Genomic DNA, 18,436 nt, shown 5'->3' with positions numbered 1-18,436 from the left:
CATTTTCAGAAGGTTGTGTCATGATAGCTGAATCAACGATCTATTGTAGCAAGCCGCTTTCGCCATGACGACTCTTGCGCTGCATCACCGCATTCTGTTGCTGATTGTTGCACCGACTTTTTTGATCAGTGCACTGCTTGGCCTTTACTTTACCCAGGCCCGTACGCAGGATGTGCGACACTTTTTAGAACAGCAAGCCAGCAACATTGCCGAGCCGCTGGCATTGGCCAGTGCTGAAGCGCTGGCACAAGGCAACCAGTATATGCTCGGGCAATTGCTGGATGTCAGTCATCGCAAAAACTCGCCACTGGTAAAAAGCATTGCCGTGTTTGATGCCCAGCATCAGCTGATCGCCACCAGCAACCACTATCCGGGTATTCATCAGCTGCAACTGAGCAACCAGCAAAATAAGCTGCAATTTACCGAGCTGCAAAGCGCTGCCGACTGGCTGATCATCCGAAGTCCGATTTGGCAACAAATTGAGCAAGCAAGCACACCACAACAACTGGGCTATCTGGCGGTCCGCTTGCAACGGGATAATCTGATCCTGGCCAGACAATCGTCCATATTGTCGTCCGTGCTGGCAGTTCTAGCAGCAATGCTGCTGAGCACTATCCTGGGCTGGCTGGCCAGCCGCAGCATTCACCGGCCTATCCAGCAGATGCTGCAGCAACTGCAACAAGCCAAGTCTTTGCCCCTACCAACGCCACAACAGGCAGAGTCCTCCAATGAGCTGCACCAATTGGCTCAGGGTATTGAGCAATTGATTCAATGCTGTCAGGAGCTGCAGGATGACATGCAGCATCAGGTTGAACAGGCAACGGCCGACTTGCAGCAAAGCATGGAGCAACTGGAAGTTCAGAGCATTGAGCTTGAACTTGGCAAACGCAAAGCGATGGAAGAAAACCGGCAGAAAACTGAGTTTCTCGCCAAAATGAGTCATGAGTTGCGCACGCCTTTAAACGGCGTGCTGGGATTTACCCGCCAACTACTAAAGACTCAGCTCAGTGCCAGTCAGTTCGATTACTTGCAAACCATTCAAAAGTCGGCCAATAGCTTGCTGGTGTTGGTCAATGATGTGCTGGACTTTGCCCGCCTGGAAGAGGGCCGGATGCCACTGAACCAACAGCCGGTATCCTTGCGCGAATTGCTGGATGATGCAACGGAGCTTTTGGCGGCTCAGGCATTTGAGAAACAACTGGAGTTGGCTCTGATTGTCGACCCCAGCTGCCCGGATGATGTGGTGGTGGATGCGACCCGCCTCACTCAGGTCTTGATGAATATTGCCGGCAATGCCATTAAGTTTACCGAGCGCGGCAGCGTGCTGATCAGGGTTCGGGCCAGTATTTTATCCGAGCACCAGTTAAGCTTGCATATTTCGGTGCAGGACACTGGCATTGGCCTAACCGAAGAGCAACAACAATACATTTTCCGCGGCAGCAGTCAGCACAAAGCCACTACCGGTAAACATACCGGTGCTGGCCTTGGCCTGATGATTTCACAAAAGCTGGTGCATGCCATGTCGGGTCATATCGGTGTGGATAGTGAGGCAGGCAAAGGAGCAACCTTCTGGTTCACCCTGGAGTGCAAACGTCATCCGACCACGGTGGCTGAGCCGCTGCCGCTTGAGCTGCTCGATGGCAAACGACTGCTGTATTTCGAGCCACAACAGTACTCACGCGAGGCATGCAGTAACCTGCTACTGAGCTGGGGACTCAACGTCACCCTATGCGCTACCCAGGCCCAACTGCAGCAAGCGCTTGCACACCAGCAACATTACGATTTTGCTTTACTTGGTCGCACCCTGTCACTGCACCAGCTGAATCAAATTCAGGAGCTGGTGCAACGTGTCAGGCCACAGGTTGATCATTGCTTTTTGCTGGTCAATACCCTCTCGCCTCACCTGCGTGAGGCCATTCAGCTTTCTGGTGCAGATGCCTGCTTATCCAAACCAGTTCATCACCGCAAACTGGCTTTGGTGCTTGCTCAGCCTTTTGTGGAGCAGAAAAACAGTGGTGCTGTCGCGTTAAAGCCAGCCAAAGCCAATTTGCGCGTGCTGGCAGTGGATGATAACGAGGCCAATCTCAAATTGATCCACACCTTATTATCGGAGCTGGTACTGCATGTCGATACCGCAGTGCAGGGTGCCGAAGCCTGGCAGAAAGCAACCCAACATCTGTATGACATGATTTTTATGGACATCAATATGCCGGTGATGGATGGTATCGAAGCCTGCCAAAAAATTCAGCAAAGCTCGCTGAATGAGCAAACACCGGTGATAGCAGTGACTGCGCATGCGGTTGCCGGTGAGCGTGAACGTTTGCTGCAGCTTGGGTTTGCAGATTTTTTAAGTAAGCCGCTGGATGAGCACATGCTGCAATTGGCCCTGCAGGAACACCTGCCGCTTAGCAAGCCCGCCCTACCAACCCGGCAAGAGCCTGCCATTCCGCACAGCAACTACATCGACTGGTCACTCTCGCTGCAACGTGCCGGAGGCAAGGCCGGGTTGGCCCTGGAAATGCTGCAGATGCTGTGCAGCTCACTGCCGGACTCTTACCAGCATATTCAACAAGCCTGGCAACAACGCGATGCAGAGCAACTGTTGCACCATGTGCACAAACTGCATGGCGCCACCTGTTACAGCGGCGTACCTCAACTGAAGCAACTGACAGAGCAATTGGAGACCCAGTTAAAACGTGGCCAGAGCCTGGAGCAGTTGGAGCCGGAAATGCTGGAGTTAGCGGATGTGGTGCAAGGCTTGCTGCAGGATCTGGCAGGCACCGAGTGGCACCAACTGGTTGCCATACCGGATGAACAAGCCTGAGTCAGCGCTCCAGCACTACGGTGGCACAGGCAAAGTCCTGTTCATCACTGATGCTAAGCCAGCAGTGCTGGATGCCACGTTGTTGAATTAACTCCAAACTGTAGCCATTGCAGCGAAGCAGTGGCGCTCCCAGCTCGTTATGGTCAATCTGAAACTGCTGCCAGGACACCCCCCGACCTATCCCAGTGCCCAGGGCTTTAGCGGCCGCTTCTTTGGCGGCAAAGCGCTTGGCCAAAAAACGGGCGGGCTGAGCATGACCGGCAAACTCAACCAGTTCTGCAGCGGTCAGCACCCGCTCTGCCAATGCCGGGCTGCGTGCCAGGCTGCGCTCAATCCGGCTGATTTGCACGATATCGGTGCCAAGCCCGGCAATGGCCATTAGCGGCGTGCCTCGGTCATCAGTTGTTTCATATCCGCTACAGCCGCATGCAAGCCGCTAAACACCGCCCGGGCCACGATGGCGTGGCCAATATTTAACTCGTACATTTCAGGGATGGCCGCGATGGGTTGCACATTGTGGTAATGCAGGCCATGGCCGGCATTCACGACCAAACCTTTGCTGTGCGCATAACGGGCCGCCTGCTGAATGCGAGCCAGTTCTTGCTGTTGCTGCTCGCCACTGCTTTCCGCATAACGGCCGGTGTGCAGCTCTATGTAAGGGGCACCTGCTGCCAGCACCGCATCGATCTGGTTCAGATCCGGGTCGATAAACAAAGACACCAGAATATTGGCCTCAGCAAGGCGGTGGCAGGCGGTACGGATTTTATCCAGCTGACCGGCCACATCCAGGCCGCCTTCCGTCGTCAGCTCTTCGCGCTTTTCCGGTACCAGGCAACAAAAATGCGGCTTCACATCCAGCGCTATGTTCAGCATTTCCTCGGTCACTGCCATTTCAAAGTTTAAGCGGGTGCTGATGGTTTGATTAAGCAGGTACACATCGCGGTCGATAATATGGCGGCGATCTTCACGTAAATGCACGGTAATGCCATCCGCACCGGCCTGCTCCGCGACCAAAGCGGCATGCACCGGCTCAGGATAATTGGTGCCACGGGCCTGACGTAAAGTTGCGACATGATCGATATTAACGCCCAAATAAATTGCCGACATTGCGGTCTCCTTAAGAATGATCGTCTTGCCACGGCACCTGCACGGATTCGGCGGTGCGCTTAGAAAAAAGCTCTTTGCTTTGCAATGGTTTATCACCAAGCAAGGGCTTTAACAACAAGCGGCTGATGTGCTTGGCAGCCTGCCGGCAACCTGGTTCTGACCAAAGCCCCTGACCAATTTGTTGCAAGAGTAAACCCGAAAAGCCCTGCTCGCACTGATCCCAGCCTTGCTCATGCTGCCAGCGATAACAAAGTTGCGGTTGCAGCGGCTGGCCCAAAGCATCCAACTGCCAGTCTACCGGTTGCCCAAGCTCAGCCAACAGTGCAAACTCAAACTGCCGCAACACAGGCTCCAGCTGCTCAAGCTGCGGTGGCCTGTGCTGCAGTTGCTTAAGCGCCGCCTGATAGAGCAAAAACAACTGCTCACTGGCCAGGTTATCCGGCCAAATCCGGCACAGCAGTTCATTCAGGTAAAAAGCGCAAAGCAGCGCCACACCACGCAGTGGCACTCCCGGTGCTTGCTCTTCAAGCTTTACGATGGTTTTTAATTCATGCTGGCCTGTCAGCTGCAGCGTAAGCAATTGAAAGGGTTGTAAGGGTTGCCGCTGCTTGCCACTGCGCTTTCGTACCACCGCAGAAAGACGGCCTAACTCCGGCAACAGCAGCTGCAAAATCACCTTGTGCTCTGCCAGCGGCCTGCTGTGCAGGATATAGGCCGCATGCCAGGGCGTTGCCAGGCTAGTTCTCGCCATACCCCAGGCTGCGCAAAGCGCGTTCATCATCAGCCCAGCCCGATTTGACCTTGACCCAGATTTGCAAAAACACTTTTTGCTCCAACAGGCGCTCCAGATCTTTCCGCGCCTCGGTGGCGATGGTTTTCACCCGCTCACCCTTATTGCCAATCACCATCCGCTTTTGACTTTCCCGTTCTACCAGTACCAAAGCAGCAATGTGGTACAGGTTCTCTTCCCACTTAAAACGTTCAATCTCCACCGTCACCGAGTAGGGCAATTCATCGCCCAAAAAGCGCATCAACTTCTCGCGTACAATTTCTGCCGCCATAAACCGCATCGAGCGATCAGTCACATAATCTTCCGGGAAAAAGAACTCACAGGCAGGCAACTGCTTTTGCACCAAAGCGCGCAACTCTGCGACATTTTTGCCATTTTTAGCAGAAACCGGCACGATTTCGAGGAAGTTCAGCTGCTGACCTAACCATTGCAGCTGCTGCATCAGCTTTTCTTTATCCGCCACCTGGTCTGTTTTATTCACCACCAGAATCACATCTTTTTTGGCAGCAATCAGTCGGTTTAGCACCATCTGATCGTCATCGGTCCAGCGGGTACCTTCCACCACAAAAAGCACCAACTCAACATCCAGGATGGAGCTGGCAGCAGCGCGGTTCATTAAGCGGTTAATGGCCCGCTTTTCTTCAATATGCAGGCCAGGCGTATCCACATACACGGTCTGTACCTGCTCACGGGTATCAATACCCAGGATCCGGTGTCGGGTGGTTTGTGGTTTACGTGACGTGATACTGACTTTCTGCCCAATCAACTCATTAAGCAGGGTGGACTTGCCCACATTAGGCCGGCCGACAATAGCGACCAGACCTGCACGGGTTTCAGGCGGTGAGGTTTCACTGTTCATATTGGATCTGCTCCAGCATTTTATGGGCAGCATCTTGCTCAGCCTTACGGCGCGAGCTACCACTGGCTTGCACCGGGGTTCGTCCATCAATGGTACAACTCACGGTGAAATACTGATTGTGCGCTTCACCAATCGTCTCTTCGACCTGATACACCGGCAGCGCCAAACGCCTGCCTTGCAAATACTCTTGCAAACGGGTTTTCGAGTCTTTTTGCTGCTGCGGTGTGATCTGTTGCAAACGGCTGGCAAACCAGAACAGGATCCGCTCTTTACAGACCTCAAGGCCAGCATCCAGATAGATGGCCCCTAAGATGGCCTCAAAGGCATCGGCCAGAATGGACTCGCGGCGATGACCACCACTTTTCATTTCACCGGGCCCAAGCCGCAGATAATCAGCGATGGATAACTCGCCGGCAATTTCTGCCAGCGTGACGCCTTTGACCAGGCTGGCACGCATCCGGGTAAGTTCGCCTTCTTTGGCATTGGGAAAATTCTGGTACAAGGCTTCTGCAATCACCATGCTTAAAATAGCATCCCCTAAAAACTCCAGCCGCTCATTATGACGCCCCTTGCAACTGCGGTGAGTCAGTGCCTGCTGCAGCAGTTCCGGCTCGGCAAATGAATGCCCGAGTAGCGGCATCAGACGGCTTAACGGGTTTTGTTCTTTTGTCATTTAGCGGATACGTCCCAAACGTTCAAAGCGGATGCCGACCGGTATCCAACGTGGTAATACACGATCTGGATTGTCGCTAAACTCGAAGCTCATCCAGATAAAGACCGCCTTACCCACCATCAAGTCCTCTTCGATAAAACCAAAAAAACGACTATCACGGCTGTTATCGCGGTTATCACCAACGGCAAAGTAATGGCCTTCAGGCACCAGCCACTCATCGATGGCCGTGCCGGCCTGGCGAAAATACTGGCCTTTTTGCTCCGGCAATGCAGCGGTCAGCAAAATATCGTACTGCTTGTCGCCAAACTGTTCGGTATAGCGTCGCTGCGGCAAACCCTGTTGAGTAAACTCGCCTTCCGCAGTAAAACTATAGCGTACTTGCTCCAGCCCAGGACATTGACCCTGATGCGCTTCAGTGCAGGCGCGCTGAATAAAAAACTGCTTATCACGGTAAATCACCCGATCACCCGGCAAGCCGATAATACGCTTGATGTAATCGAGCCGCGGGTTTTCCGGATACTTAAAGACCGCAATATCCCCATGCGAAGGGGTGTTGTTGCGGTACAGCGTTTTGCGAAAAACCGGATCCTTCACATCATAGGCGAATTTTTGCACCAAAATAAAATCACCCACCAGCAAGGTAGGCATCATCGAACCGGAAGGGATCTGAAAAGGCTCGAATAAGAACGAGCGCAACACCGTAATAATGGCAATGATTGGAAAAATGGAGCGTGCTGTCTCGGCCAGCCAGGGCTCTTTGGCGATCCGCTCTATGGTTTCTGGCGGTAGCTTGCCACCAGCGGCAGCGACTGCCTGTTCTACCTGCTCACGCCGTTTGGGAGCGAACAGCCGGGCATCCAGCAACCAAATCAAACCACTGGCGATGGTAAGCAGCACCAGAAAAATTGCAAAGTATCCAGCCATAAAGAGTCCTGTATTATTTATCCATCCGCAATACGGCCAGGAAAGCTTCTTGTGGCACTTCCACATTGCCTACCTGCTTCATCCGTTTTTTGCCTTCTTTTTGTTTTTGCAGCAGTTTTTTCTTACGGCTAACATCACCCCCATAACACTTTGCGAGGACGTTTTTACGCAACTGCTTCACGGTAGTGCGGGCAATGATGTGATTGCCAATCGCGGCCTGAATGGCAATATCAAACATTTGACGGGGGATCAGCTCTTTGAGCTTGTCTGCCAGTGAGCGGCCACGATTCTGGGCAAAGTCGCGATGGCAAATCATCGCCAGCGCATCAACCCGCTCGCCATTAATCAACACATCCACCCGCACCATGTCGGACTCCTGGAAGTGCTTGAAGCTGTAATCTAACGAGGCATAACCACGGCTGGTGGATTTCAAGCGGTCGAAGAAATCCATCACCACTTCCGCCATCGGCAGCTCATAGACTACAGCCACCTGACGGCCATGGTACGTCATGTTGACTTGGGTGCCCCGCTTCTCAATGCACAGCGTAATGACGTTGCCCAGATACTCCTGCGGTACCAGAATATGCGCTTCGACAATCGGCTCGCGGATTTCAGCGATATCATTCACCGCAGGCAAACTGCTTGGGTTATCGACCATCACCACGTCACCCGCCTTGGTTTTTACTTCGTAAATAACCGTCGGTGCTGTGGTAATCAAATCAAGATCGTATTCCCGCTCCAACCGCTCCTGGATGATTTCCATATGCAGCATGCCGAGGAAACCAATTCGAAAGCCAAAGCCGAGTGCACTGGAGCTTTCCGGCTCATAAAACAGTGAAGAGTCGTTCAGGCTCAGTTTGGCCAGCGCATCACGGAAATCTTCGTAATCGTCCGATGAAATCGGGAACACACCCGCATAAACCTGCGGCTTCACCCGCTTGAAACCAGGCAAAGGCGCAGTGGCCGAGTTTTTGGCCAGGGTTAAGGTATCGCCAACCGGGGCCCCCTTAATTTCTTTAATGCCGGCAATGACAAAGCCAACCTCACCAGTTTTCAATACCTGAGTTTCGGTGGCCTTAGGGCTGAAAATACCGATTTTATCGACATCGTACACCTGACCGGTCGACATCACCTTGATTTTATCTTTCTTGCTGATTTGACCATGCTTAACCCGCACCAGCGACACCACGCCCTGATAAGGATCAAACCAGGAGTCGATAATAAGTGCCTGAGTTGGTGCATCAGTATCGCCTTCCGGTGGCGGGATCTTTAGTACAATGGCTTCCAGTACATCTTCAATACCCAGGCCAGTTTTGGCCGAGCACTGCACCGCATCGACCGCTTCAATACCAATAATGTCTTCTACCTCGGCACTCACCCGCTCTGGATCAGCCTGCGGTAAGTCGATTTTATTCAGCACCGGCAGCACTTCCAGGTCCATCTCAATGGCCGTATAGCAATTCGCCACCGTCTGGGCTTCTACGCCCTGGCCAGCATCCACCACCAATAAGGCACCTTCACAGGCAGCCAGCGAGCGACTGACTTCATAACTAAAGTCAACATGGCCAGGGGTATCAATAAAGTTCAGCTGGTAAGTTTCTCCATCGCGGGCTTTGTAATGCAAGGTGACGCTTTGTGCCTTGATGGTAATGCCGCGCTCACGCTCCAGATCCATGGAGTCCAGAACTTGCTGTTGCATTTCACGGTCGGACAAGCCACCGCAATGCTGGATCAGACGATCCGACAAGGTGGACTTGCCATGATCAATGTGAGCGATGATAGAGAAGTTACGGATATGACTGAGTTTTGGCATAATGTCTCAAATTGTTCAAACGCTGCGCCCTGCTCTGCTGAGTAGCTCGTGCTTTCCAGACAGATGGCATGATTGGATTATCGGCGAATTGTACTCGATCCTGCTACGGCTGGCTATGTGATCTTGGCTGCCGTGACTTCGGCTTGCTGGTTCGTGACCGCCAGTTCCGGTAACACTTCCAGCAAAAGCACAGCGTTGCGTTCCAATCCTTTTGATAGTTTAGCTGCCAGATGGTAACCGGCCCACAGCAAGCCAAATGCAGCGCCAATCAACCACCACTCCGCCAAAGCAGGGAACCACCAGCTAAGTGCAACCACTCCGGACAGCATCAGCACCAGAGGCAGCAGGTACAAACTGAAAGCAGCCAGCAGCAATCGTTGCTCGGTCGTTCCTATCCGCACCATCTGACCTGGTAATAGCGCAATGTCGGTGACCAGGAAAAACTGACTGCGCTTCGGGGTAAAGGTTTTTGCGACGATGCCAGTGCCGCAGTCATCGCTGGCAGCGCAGGAGTTGCAGGTAGTCACTGGTGTGGTTTCTAACCAAACCCCGTCTGAACCCAGCTTTCGTACCGTGGCAACCTGCTCAATCATAGCGGACCGCATTGGCAATCTGGCGGGCAATCTCCAGCGTAACCGGCCCTATCACCGTCACATCAAATTGCTCTGTAGAGTGCACATAAATGGTGGTTGCACCATCACGGTATGCCTGAGGTGGTTGCTGGTTTGGTTGTTGCACAAATACCGATACCTGATGCAACCCATCGGTGAGCAACCAGTAATGCAGCAAAGGAACCCCCAGGCTTGGCACCACTAAGGGATCTTCAATCATCTTAAAGCCGGACGGTAGCCAGGCCAACTGGATGTCTGAAGCCAGCGGCGCTGATCCTCGCGGTTGCAGCTGTCGGTGATCCGGCGTCGGTAGTGGCAGTTCCAGCAAAGCTTGCAGCGATGCAGGCAACTCCGGGCTGATGTGCAAGTGTGTCACCAGCCAACGCTCAAGCACTTGATGCCCCTCTGCCACAGTATCAATCCGCAGCGGAAAACCAGTTTCAATATCCAGCCATAGCCAGTAGCTTAAGCGACCAGGGTGAAAAGCACTGAGGCGCAACAATTGGGCCGAACGCCCACCCATTTGACTGACACTGCCGGAGACCGGATCGTACAATTCACGCAGATCGTCTATCGGCAGATACAGTAAGGAAGGCAATTCTTTGATGTAGGAACTCAGGGTAACCAGGGCAGGCTTTTCCGGGGTGAGGTAATACACAACCTTGCCTTTACGCAATATATCAATGCCATCCACGTCCATCGGCACCAACTGCTCCAGTTGTTGCTGCTCATGCAGTCCGTGCAGCCAGCGAAAGCTGCTGATCTGCTCGCCTTTAATCACCACATAAGAGGCATCGAAATTATTGGTCTGAACGGCATGCTGGCTTTGTTGAAACAGCTGCCATCCCTTGGACTCGGCTTGCAGCAGCGGAGCAAACAGCAGGCTGCTGACAAGCAGCAGCAACAAGGAGCATCGCATTAGTTGTTTCCGTTGGGCTCCGCATCAACAGCAGGCTGAGGTTGTTCATTGAGCAAAGCCGCTTGCTCCAGCACCCGGACTTGTTGATGGTGTGCATTTAATAGTTCCTGCAAGCGGCGCTGTTGTTCCAGCATCGCCTGATGAGCATGCTGCTCAAGACGGTTATCAACCGTGGTCTGGCTTAAACTCACTGGCGTGGCAAAGCCGGCAACCGGCTGGGTTTGCAGCACCGGCAATGGCGACATCAATTCTTGTTCATACGGTTGCTGATAATGTTGTACCCCAACCACAGCCATCAGAGCCACACTGGCAGCGATCGCTGTTTGCGCGGTCGGTTTAAACCACTCACTGTTTGCTGCCGCTTTGAACCGCGCCCCCACACGTTGCAGAATCGAGCCATGGGGCTGCAGCTGATGCACAGCTTCCTGCTGCAAGGTAGCGGCAAACTGAGCAGAAAAATCAAGCTGAATGTGTTTAGGCAGTTCCTGGCGGATGGCAGCACCAATCAGATGATAACGCTCATAGCGCTGCTGCAACTGTTCATCTTGCAGCAGGCGATCTAACTGCTGGCTACTCACACCCTGTTCATCAATGGCAGCCGAAAGCCAATCCAGTGATGATTCAACGGTCGGCTCGGCCGAATAGGACTGCGGCGTTTGCCCGGCAGACTGGCAGTGCTGTTGTTTAGACGACATAGTCATTCCTGTCATTCACTTATGCTTAGCTTAGCAAAGGTTTAAGCTGTAAGTCTATGGCCTCACGAGCCCGGAAAATCCGGCTTCGCACAGTGCCAATGGGACAACCCATCACATCGGCAATCTCTTCGTAACTCAAGCCATCCAATTCACGCAGTGTAATGGCTGTTCTTAACTCTTCCGGCAAGTTTTCGATGGTGTCGAACACCACCTGCCGGATTTCATCGGACAGCAATAGCTTCTCCGGTGAATCTTGCTCTTTCAATGCATCACTGCCGTCAAAATAATCAGCATCATCCGCATCGACATCACTGGCCGGCGGTTTACGAGACGCCGCGACCAGGTAATTCTTGGCACTGTTGACAGCAATGCGGTACAGCCAGGTATAAAATGCACTGTCACCGCGAAAGCCGGGTAAAGCCCGGTACGCTTTTAAGAAAGCTTCCTGCGCTACATCCGCCACATCACCATGGTTAGAGACATAACGCGAAATTAAGTTCGTAATTCGGTGCTGATATTTTTTAACCAGCAGATTAAAGGCAGCCTGGTCGCCCTGCTGCACACGCTGGACAATTTGCCAATCCAATTCTTGCTCGCTCATCCGAGCTTATCCCCTGTAACCCATTCTACTTCTTTAGTTTTTTGTAACTGGCGCTCGTCTAGCGTACTGATTAGGACAAAAGGTGTCATAAATAGTTCTGCCCCTTGCAGGAAAAAGTTACAATAAGCGTATGTTATCGCCTTGGTAAGTGCGAACCCAACGCAACAGTGTATCTTATGACAGAGCAAAAAGAATACCCATGTGATGTACTAATTATTGGCAGTGGTGCTGCTGGCTTGTCGCTGGCGTTGCAACTGGCGGCCCATGCCAAGGTGCTGGTGCTTAGCAAGGGCGCCTTGCGTGAAGGCTCAACCCTCTATGCTCAAGGTGGGATTGCCGCCGTTTTTGACGAGAATGACAGCATTGCCAGTCATGTCAATGATACCTTGGTGGCCGGTGCAGGCTTGTGCAATAAAGAAGCGGTGCAATTTACCGCCGAACATGCCAAGGAAGCCATGCAGTGGCTGATTCAACAAGGCGTGCCTTTTGATCAATACCAGGATCAGGACGGCAAAGTAAAATACCATCTCACCCGCGAAGGGGGGCATAGCCACCGCCGGATATTGCACGCTGCCGATGCCACCGGCAAAGCCGTCCAAATCACGCTGGTTGAGCAAGTAAAGCAACATCCGAATATCCGGCTGCTGGAACATTATCACGCCATCGATTTAATCACCAATGCCGATAAAAGTCGCTGCCTTGGTGCTTACATCTGGAGCCAGCAAGTGCGGAAAGTCGAAGTGGTGCGTGCGCGCTTTGTTGCCCTGGCTACAGGGGGGGCCAGCAAGGTGTATCTGTATACCAGCAATCCGGATGTGGCCAGTGGCGATGGCATTGCCATGGCATGGCGGGCAGGTTGCCGGGTCGCCAACATGGAGTTTAATCAATTTCACCCCACCAGCCTGTACCACCCGGATGCCCCCAACTTTTTAATTACTGAAGCCATGCGTGGTGAAGGCGCCTATCTCAAACGCCCGGATGGCAGTCGTTTTATGCCGGATTTTGACGAGCGGGCAGAGCTGGCACCCCGTGATGTGGTAGCCCGGGCCATCGACTATGAAATGAAGCGCCTTGGTGCGAACTGTGTCTATCTGGATATCAGCCATCAACCGGCCGATTTTATTCTGGAACATTTCCCAACCATCTATGCCAAATGTTTGAGTGTGGGACTGGATATCACCAAAGAGCCCATTCCCGTGGTGCCAGCAGCCCACTATACCTGTGGCGGCGTCATGGTGAACTTAAACAGCCAAACGGATATTGCCAATCTGTACGCGATTGGTGAAGTCGCCTACACTGGCCTGCACGGTGCCAATCGCATGGCCAGCAACTCCCTGCTCGAGTGCGTGGTATTCGCCCAGGCCGCAGCACGCCATATCCTTTCGCAGCTGGCAAGCACCACCTTGCCAGAGCGTCTGCCACAATGGGATGAAAGCCGGGTGAGTGACTCGGATGAAGAAGTCGTGATCACCCACAATTGGCATGAGTTACGCCTCTTTATGTGGGATTATGTGGGTATAGTCCGGACCGATAAACGGTTAGAGCGGGCTCTGCACCGGGTAGAGCTACTGAAGCAAGAAATTCAGGACTACTACAGCCACTTTAAAGTAAGCAACAACCTGCTGGAGCTGCGTAATCTGGTCGTAGTGGCCGAATTGATTATTCGCAGTGCCTTAGAGCGCAAAGAAAGCCGTGGCCTGCACTACAACCTGGATTATCCACGCACACTGAGTGATGATGAGGCCACACCAACGATATTAAGCCCGAATCAGCCCTAACGGTTCTGAACTCTTTGCCGTATTAGTTCACGCCAGCCTGCTGCCAACGGCAGGCCCGGATGGCTCTGGCGACTGCCCGATAATCCTCGTCACTGCATTGATCGGCCATAAGCCAGTAATAATGCAGATGGCCAGCAGGCGCAGCTTTATCCGGCAAAGTGCGCCAACAAAGCAAAGTAGCCCAGGGCAGCACCAGACTGCTGCCAAGCAGCACGCCAGAGGGACGAAGGGCTGGCAACCATCGCAGTTCCCCTGCCTCACCAAGCAGCAAGGTTTGCGGTGGCTCTGTCTGCTGCCAGCTTTGCCACCATAACCAGGCAAACACAAACCAGAGAAGCCCAAAAAAAACCAACCAAAACCCTTGGAGCGGCAACAACAGGCTTTGCACCAGGGCTGCTGCCAGTAAGGCCAACAACAGACTTCGCCGCCAGCGGGACTGGCTGAGACAGATGCTAGACGCGAACACGATCCAAAATCACGCCAATCAAACGCTGCAAGTCGGCATCATCACTTTTAGCATGCCCCATAAACCAGGCAAACAGATCAGGATCATCGCAAGCCAGCAAACGCTCAAACACCTGTTTATCCGCCAAGCTGAGAGCATCATAGCCTTCCTCAACAAAAGGGGCCAACAGCACATCCAGCTCCAGCATGCCACGACGGCAGGCCCAGCGTAACCGTGGTTTACTCATTAAATCGGACATCAACACAGTGCTCCTCAGTGAGATGAGTGTACGAGGTGAAACTGAATTATACCTAAAATCATCCAGACCGATACGAACTGACAGCAGATGTTGCGAGAAAAATACCTGTGCCGGGGTTGAGCTTTTGGTCAAAATCCCCAATGATCTGGGGTATGTGCCCTCTTTTACGAAGTGTAACACTATGCAATCCAGCTGGATCCAAGCCGAGCAACTGGCTCACCTCTCCAATCGATCAAGTGCCGCCTGCATTGTCCCTTTGCCCGGTTTTGATGTGCTGCGTGTAAACGGCCCGGATGCAGAGAAGTACCTGCAAAGCCAGACCACCTGCGATCTGAAACGCCTGAATGCGGATAATTTTCTGCGCGGTGCGCATTGCGATGCCAAAGGCAAAATGTGGTCGGTATTCCACCTGCTGCAGCAAAGCAGCAACGACTTACTGGTGGTGGCTTATCGCGATGAATTAGCCGCTTCGTTAGCACAGTGGCAAAAGTTTGGCGTATTCTCCAAAGTCAGCTTTGAGCCTGGCCACCAGCAATGGGCTGTCTTTGGAGTAACTGGCGCTGAGGCAGAAGTAAAGCAGTTACTACAGCAACTGGGATTTTCCCCACTCCAAAGCGGTCATCGCCAACAGCATCAAGGCATGCACTTGCTGGCATTGACCGACGATCACTATCTGGTGTTGTGCAGTCACCAGCAAGCACACCAATGGCTGACCGATAACACACTACCTTTTGCAGCCCCTACCCGCTGGCTGCAGGCCCATATTCAGCATGGTTTTTGCTATCTGGAGCAAGAAAACATCGGCCAGTTCGTGCCACAAATGCTAAACTTACAGGCTCAGGATGCCATCAGCTTCGATAAAGGCTGTTATCTTGGCCAGGAAATGGTCGCCCGGATGAAGTATCTGGGTAAAAACAAACGCGCTGCTTACATTTTGTCCGCCCCGGCGGACAGCACCCCTGTCGCTGGCAGTGATATTGAAATGCAACTGGATACCAACTGGCGTCGGGCTGGCCAGGTCATCAATGCCGTCAATGTCAATCAGCAGCTTTGGTTGCTGGCGGTACTGCCGAATGATACAACAGCGGACACACAGCTGAGGTTGGCAACGGAGCCAGAAACGCTGCTCAGGTTGCACCCTCTGCCATACACTCTTCAATAACTGAGGTCTTCATGTCTATTTCGCAAAACAAAGTCGTCGCCATGCATTACAAAGTGACCGATCCCCAGGGCACAGAACTGGATTCATCTTTCGGCGGCGATCCCCTGATTTTTCTGTATGGCCATGGCTCGCTGATTCCAGGCCTGGAGAGAGCGTTGGCTGGCAAAGCCCCGGGTGATACCTTTAATGCTACCATCGAAGCAGCAGAAGCTTATGGCGAACGTCATGATCAACTGATTCAATCGGTGCCACGGTCGATGTTTGAAGGCATGGACGTGGATGTCGGTATGCGTTTTCGCGCAGCTGGCCCGGATGGTCGTGAACATTCAGTCATCATTATCGAAGTGGGCGATGAAGAAGTCGTGGTAGATGGCAATCATCCGTTATCCGGTATCGATTTAACCTTCGATGTCGAAGTGGTGCAGGTGCGGGAAGCCACCGAAGACGAAATTGCCCATGGTCATGCCCATGGTCTGGACGGCACTGCCGGCCATTAAGCGCTAATGGATCCCACCTGGTTGCACCGGCTGCCAGGTGGCTCTTATTTGCACAAAACTTGACAGCATCACCAATTCACCTTATTTTCAGTTCTTTTCGCCGCGAATCAACTCAGCCAGCAGGTAGTATGAAAGACAGACTGCTTATTTCCATATCCAGTATTCATGGCTCACGCCATTACACCATTGGTAAATTGCTGCGCCGCTATTTTGCTATCGTTGCCATGATGCTGGGCCTGATGACCTTTGGCACCGTTATTTTTGTCAATTACCTGCTGAAGCAAGTGGATCAGCATCACCAGCAACAGCTAACGCTGGAACAGCATACTGAACAGCTGCTGGCTGATATTGCCCGGCTGGAGAGCCACCGCGGCTTTTTGGAAGATGAGCTGGCTGAACGGAGTGACGAAATTTATATGGCCACCAGCCGGCTTGGTGAAATTGAGCAAGCCCTTGGCTTGGATCAGGTCTATAGCAATCAAAACCTGGATCAGCGGCTGGATATTGCCACCATCAACTCCGCCGTTCGCAGCACCATGCTCCAGATGATCCCAAGCGGCTCGCCGCTGGAATTTCGTTATCGCTCATCACGGTTTGGTAATCGCACCCACCCTATTCATGGCAATCAGCGTCATCACCGCGGTGTTGATTTAGCGGCTAACCGTGGTACCCCCATTTATGCACCTGCCGATGGCGTCGTTGAAAGTGTTCGCCCCAGTAATGGTGGTTATGGCAACATGCTGAAAATTCGCCATGCTTTTGGTTTTGCAACACTGTATGCGCATTTGCACGAATTTAAAGTCACGGCTGGCAGCTTTGTCGAAAAAGGTCAGCTGATTGCAACTGTTGGCAATACCGGTGCATCAACTGCACCACACCTGCATTACGAAGTACACTTTCTTGATCGGCCCATCAATCCACAAGCCTTTATGGATTGGGATGCGACCAACTTCGACCATGTATTTGCACAAGAAAGGAGTATCCAATGGGATTCTTTAGTCAGCATGCTGGAAACAAAGGTAAGCAATCAGCTGCTACTGTCATCGCACAAGGCAGCTCCTTCCACGGAAGTTTCCGATTAACCTGCGATATCCATGTCGATGGCTACATGGAAGGGAAAATCAACACCGAAAAAACGCTGATCATCAGCCGCTCTGGCCGGGTAAAAGGCGAGATTATCGCCGATAAAGTCATTATCAACGGTTTGTTTGAGGGGGAGTGCTATGCCAACCATGTGGAAATACTGCCCCATGGCAAAGCGCAGGGAACTATCCACAGTGATGAGCTCAGCATTGAGCGCGGTGGCCACTTTATTGGCGAGAGCCAACCAACGACCGAAGATCAGGTGGTAAAGCTACAGCAACATGGTGCCAAGGCCGAGTTAACGAACGATAAAACCAGCAAAAAAGACAGCTCTGCCAGCTAGTCCCTGACTTCTCTCATAAAAAAACCGTGCTCTGCACGGTTTTTTTATTAAAATCAGTTAATTAAGCTTTTTGTACAAAATCTTCACCCAGGGTGATATCGCCTTTTAGCGTGGGCAACATCTCGCTCATGGCTTTTTGCTCAAAGGCGCTCAGGCTACCGATAGGCAACAGACGCTCGACGCCATTCTTACCCAGCACCAGCGGCTGTGCAAAGAAGCGGGCATGCTCGCCTTCACCTTCCACATAAGCGTACTCGGTTACTTCCACACCTTGCAAACCTTTGACCAAAGACACACAGAAGCGCGCGGCTGCCTGGCCCATCGACAAGGTTGCTGAACCGCCACCGGCTTTGGCTTCCACTACTTCGGTACCGGCATTTTGAATGCGGTGGGTAAGCGCTGCTACTTCTTCATCGCTAAAGCTCACACCCGCTACCTGAGACAGCAAAGGCAAAATAGTGGTCCCGCTATGACCGCCAATCACCGGAACCGTGATATCAGCCGGGTTCTTGCCTTTTAATTCCGCCACAAAGGTCTCGGCACGGATCACATCCAGGGTGGTGACACCGAATAAACGGCGTGGATCGTAAGTACCCGCTTTTTTGAATACTTCAGCAGCAATAGCAACTGTGGTGTTCACAGGGTTGGTAATCACGCCAACCAGTGCTTTTGGACACTGCTCAACAATGGCTTCGGCCAGCGTTTTCACGACATTGGCATTCACATTGAACAAATCAGAGCGGTCCATACCTGGTTTACGAGGCATACCAGCAGGAATCATCACCACATCTGCATCTTTTAACGCAGGCGCCAAATCATCTTTACCATAGCCTTTTACCTGCACAGCGGTTGGGATATGGCTTAAGTCTACGGCCACGCCTGGGGTTACCGGCGCCAGATCATACAGGGCCAGTTCAGTCCCGGCTGGTAAGTCCAGCTTCAATAACAACGATAACGCCTGGCCAATCCCACCGGCCGCACCTAACACAGCTACTTTCATTGGAAATCCCCTTGTTCAACTGGTAAGCAGGCATAAATATGCATGCATTGAAT

The 18,436-nt window shown here is 52.5% G+C and carries 20 protein-coding genes; 6 read left to right on the top strand and 14 right to left on the bottom strand.

What is annotated here, in order from left to right:
* Nucleotides 1-64 precede the first annotated feature (64 nt).
* The gene (gene barA, locus QWY20_RS05710; RefSeq protein ID WP_330128068.1) at nt 65-2,824 is read left to right on the top strand and encodes a two-component sensor histidine kinase BarA; all 2,760 of its coding nucleotides are present in this window, start codon (nt 65-67) and stop codon (nt 2,822-2,824) included.
* Between the two features lies 1 nt (nt 2,825).
* Here the strand turns inward: barA and acpS are convergent, their stop codons facing one another.
* From acpS to rpoE, 11 genes are all read right to left on the bottom strand, one after another.
* On the bottom strand, nt 2,826-3,203 hold the full coding sequence (acpS, locus tag QWY20_RS05705) for a holo-ACP synthase (RefSeq protein ID WP_330128067.1): 378 nt from the start codon (nt 3,201-3,203) through the stop codon (nt 2,826-2,828).
* Entirely contained in the window at nt 3,203-3,931 is a 729-nt protein-coding gene (pdxJ, locus tag QWY20_RS05700) for a pyridoxine 5'-phosphate synthase (protein WP_330128066.1), read from the bottom strand. The genes acpS and pdxJ overlap by 1 nt, the downstream gene beginning before the upstream one ends.
* Nucleotides 3,932-3,941: 10 nt before the next feature.
* A complete protein-coding gene (gene recO, locus QWY20_RS05695) occupies nt 3,942-4,682 on the bottom strand; it encodes a DNA repair protein RecO (RefSeq protein ID WP_330128065.1) in 741 nt (246 codons plus the stop codon).
* Entirely contained in the window at nt 4,669-5,580 is a 912-nt protein-coding gene (gene era / locus QWY20_RS05690) for a GTPase Era (protein ID WP_330128064.1), read from the bottom strand. The genes recO and era overlap by 14 nt, the downstream gene beginning before the upstream one ends.
* Nucleotides 5,570-6,253, bottom strand: coding sequence for a ribonuclease III (gene rnc, locus QWY20_RS05685; RefSeq protein ID WP_330128063.1), 684 nt, complete (start codon nt 6,251-6,253; stop codon nt 5,570-5,572). Before rnc ends, era begins: the two co-directional genes overlap by 11 nt.
* On the bottom strand, nt 6,254-7,177 hold the full coding sequence (gene lepB, locus QWY20_RS05680) for a signal peptidase I (RefSeq protein WP_330128062.1): 924 nt from the start codon (nt 7,175-7,177) through the stop codon (nt 6,254-6,256).
* A 13-nt stretch (nt 7,178-7,190) separates the two neighbouring features.
* Nucleotides 7,191-8,990 carry a translation elongation factor 4 gene (gene lepA, locus QWY20_RS05675; protein WP_330128061.1) on the bottom strand — a complete coding sequence of 600 codons (1,800 nt, stop codon included), beginning with the start codon at nt 8,988-8,990 and terminating at the stop codon, nt 7,191-7,193.
* Nucleotides 8,991-9,103: 113 nt separating this feature from the next.
* Nucleotides 9,104-9,583 (bottom strand): SoxR reducing system RseC family protein, encoded by a 480-nt coding sequence (locus tag QWY20_RS05670; RefSeq protein WP_330128060.1) that lies wholly within the window; start codon nt 9,581-9,583, stop codon nt 9,104-9,106.
* Complete coding sequence (locus QWY20_RS05665; RefSeq protein ID WP_330128059.1) at nt 9,576-10,520, bottom strand: MucB/RseB C-terminal domain-containing protein; 945 nt, start codon at nt 10,518-10,520, stop codon at nt 9,576-9,578. Before QWY20_RS05665 ends, QWY20_RS05670 begins: the two co-directional genes overlap by 8 nt.
* Nucleotides 10,520-11,215, bottom strand: coding sequence for a sigma-E factor negative regulatory protein (locus QWY20_RS05660; protein ID WP_330128058.1), 696 nt, complete (start codon nt 11,213-11,215; stop codon nt 10,520-10,522). Before QWY20_RS05660 ends, QWY20_RS05665 begins: the two co-directional genes overlap by 1 nt.
* Nucleotides 11,216-11,240: 25 nt before the next feature.
* Nucleotides 11,241-11,816, bottom strand: a complete 576-nt coding sequence (gene rpoE / locus QWY20_RS05655) for an RNA polymerase sigma factor RpoE (protein ID WP_330128057.1) — start codon at nt 11,814-11,816, stop codon at nt 11,241-11,243.
* Nucleotides 11,817-11,992: 176 nt separating this feature from the next.
* Here rpoE and nadB point away from each other — a divergent pair, with 176 nt between their 5' ends.
* Nucleotides 11,993-13,594 carry an L-aspartate oxidase gene (gene nadB / locus QWY20_RS05650; protein WP_330128056.1) on the top strand — a complete coding sequence of 534 codons (1,602 nt, stop codon included), beginning with the start codon at nt 11,993-11,995 and terminating at the stop codon, nt 13,592-13,594.
* Nucleotides 13,595-13,616: 22 nt separating this feature from the next.
* Here nadB and QWY20_RS05645 read toward each other — a convergent pair whose 3' ends face one another.
* Together QWY20_RS05645 and QWY20_RS05640 are read right to left on the bottom strand one after the other, a co-directional pair.
* The gene (locus tag QWY20_RS05645; protein WP_330128055.1) at nt 13,617-14,060 is read right to left on the bottom strand and encodes a protein YgfX; all 444 of its coding nucleotides are present in this window, start codon (nt 14,058-14,060) and stop codon (nt 13,617-13,619) included.
* Nucleotides 14,047-14,298, bottom strand: a complete 252-nt coding sequence (locus QWY20_RS05640; protein ID WP_330128054.1) for an FAD assembly factor SdhE — start codon at nt 14,296-14,298, stop codon at nt 14,047-14,049. Before QWY20_RS05640 ends, QWY20_RS05645 begins: the two co-directional genes overlap by 14 nt.
* Before the next feature lie 181 nt (nt 14,299-14,479).
* Between QWY20_RS05640 and ygfZ the strand changes: the two genes are divergently transcribed.
* The 4 genes from ygfZ (at nt 14,480) to QWY20_RS05620 (ending at nt 17,383) form a co-directional block, all read left to right on the top strand.
* A complete protein-coding gene (gene ygfZ / locus QWY20_RS05635; protein WP_330128053.1) occupies nt 14,480-15,460 on the top strand; it encodes a tRNA-modifying protein YgfZ in 981 nt (326 codons plus the stop codon).
* An 11-nt stretch (nt 15,461-15,471) separates the two neighbouring features.
* On the top strand, nt 15,472-15,957 hold the full coding sequence (locus QWY20_RS05630) for an FKBP-type peptidyl-prolyl cis-trans isomerase (protein WP_330128052.1): 486 nt from the start codon (nt 15,472-15,474) through the stop codon (nt 15,955-15,957).
* Nucleotides 15,958-16,085: 128 nt separating this feature from the next.
* A complete protein-coding gene (locus QWY20_RS05625) occupies nt 16,086-17,039 on the top strand; it encodes a M23 family metallopeptidase (RefSeq protein WP_330128051.1) in 954 nt (317 codons plus the stop codon).
* A complete protein-coding gene (locus tag QWY20_RS05620) occupies nt 17,000-17,383 on the top strand; it encodes a bactofilin family protein (RefSeq protein WP_330128096.1) in 384 nt (127 codons plus the stop codon). The genes QWY20_RS05625 and QWY20_RS05620 overlap by 40 nt, the downstream gene beginning before the upstream one ends.
* A 61-nt stretch (nt 17,384-17,444) precedes the next feature.
* Here QWY20_RS05620 and mdh read toward each other — a convergent pair whose 3' ends face one another.
* Nucleotides 17,445-18,383, bottom strand: coding sequence for a malate dehydrogenase (mdh, locus tag QWY20_RS05615; RefSeq protein WP_330128050.1), 939 nt, complete (start codon nt 18,381-18,383; stop codon nt 17,445-17,447).
* Nucleotides 18,384-18,436: the final 53 nt, after the last annotated feature.

Origin of the sequence: Alkalimonas cellulosilytica, assembly GCF_036325985.1 — a bacterium.
Lineage (GTDB): Bacteria > Pseudomonadota > Gammaproteobacteria > Enterobacterales > Alteromonadaceae > Alkalimonas > Alkalimonas cellulosilytica.
Note: the sequence above shows the minus strand (reverse complement) of the source record. Positions and strands in the feature narration are given on the sequence as shown.

What these genes read in the sequence shown, in the direction of transcription:
- barA (WP_330128068.1), top strand. Translation starts at nt 65, where the DNA reads ATGACGACTCTTGCGCTGCATCACCGCATTCTGTTGCTGATTGTTGCA.
- acpS (WP_330128067.1), bottom strand. Translation starts at nt 3,203, where the DNA reads ATGGCCATTGCCGGGCTTGGCACCGATATCGTGCAAATCAGCCGGATT.
- pdxJ (WP_330128066.1), bottom strand. Translation starts at nt 3,931, where the DNA reads ATGTCGGCAATTTATTTGGGCGTTAATATCGATCATGTCGCAACTTTA.
- recO (WP_330128065.1), bottom strand. Translation starts at nt 4,682, where the DNA reads ATGGCGAGAACTAGCCTGGCAACGCCCTGGCATGCGGCCTATATCCTG.
- era (WP_330128064.1), bottom strand. Translation starts at nt 5,580, where the DNA reads ATGAACAGTGAAACCTCACCGCCTGAAACCCGTGCAGGTCTGGTCGCT.
- rnc (WP_330128063.1), bottom strand. Translation starts at nt 6,253, where the DNA reads ATGACAAAAGAACAAAACCCGTTAAGCCGTCTGATGCCGCTACTCGGG.
- lepB (WP_330128062.1), bottom strand. Translation starts at nt 7,177, where the DNA reads ATGGCTGGATACTTTGCAATTTTTCTGGTGCTGCTTACCATCGCCAGT.
- lepA (WP_330128061.1), bottom strand. Translation starts at nt 8,990, where the DNA reads ATGCCAAAACTCAGTCATATCCGTAACTTCTCTATCATCGCTCACATT.
- QWY20_RS05670 (WP_330128060.1), bottom strand. Translation starts at nt 9,583, where the DNA reads ATGATTGAGCAGGTTGCCACGGTACGAAAGCTGGGTTCAGACGGGGTT.
- QWY20_RS05665 (WP_330128059.1), bottom strand. Translation starts at nt 10,520, where the DNA reads ATGCGATGCTCCTTGTTGCTGCTGCTTGTCAGCAGCCTGCTGTTTGCT.
- QWY20_RS05660 (WP_330128058.1), bottom strand. Translation starts at nt 11,215, where the DNA reads ATGTCGTCTAAACAACAGCACTGCCAGTCTGCCGGGCAAACGCCGCAG.
- rpoE (WP_330128057.1), bottom strand. Translation starts at nt 11,816, where the DNA reads ATGAGCGAGCAAGAATTGGATTGGCAAATTGTCCAGCGTGTGCAGCAG.
- nadB (WP_330128056.1), top strand. Translation starts at nt 11,993, where the DNA reads ATGACAGAGCAAAAAGAATACCCATGTGATGTACTAATTATTGGCAGT.
- QWY20_RS05640 (WP_330128054.1), bottom strand. Translation starts at nt 14,298, where the DNA reads ATGTCCGATTTAATGAGTAAACCACGGTTACGCTGGGCCTGCCGTCGT.
- ygfZ (WP_330128053.1), top strand. Translation starts at nt 14,480, where the DNA reads ATGCAATCCAGCTGGATCCAAGCCGAGCAACTGGCTCACCTCTCCAAT.
- QWY20_RS05630 (WP_330128052.1), top strand. Translation starts at nt 15,472, where the DNA reads ATGTCTATTTCGCAAAACAAAGTCGTCGCCATGCATTACAAAGTGACC.
- QWY20_RS05625 (WP_330128051.1), top strand. Translation starts at nt 16,086, where the DNA reads ATGAAAGACAGACTGCTTATTTCCATATCCAGTATTCATGGCTCACGC.
- mdh (WP_330128050.1), bottom strand. Translation starts at nt 18,383, where the DNA reads ATGAAAGTAGCTGTGTTAGGTGCGGCCGGTGGGATTGGCCAGGCGTTA.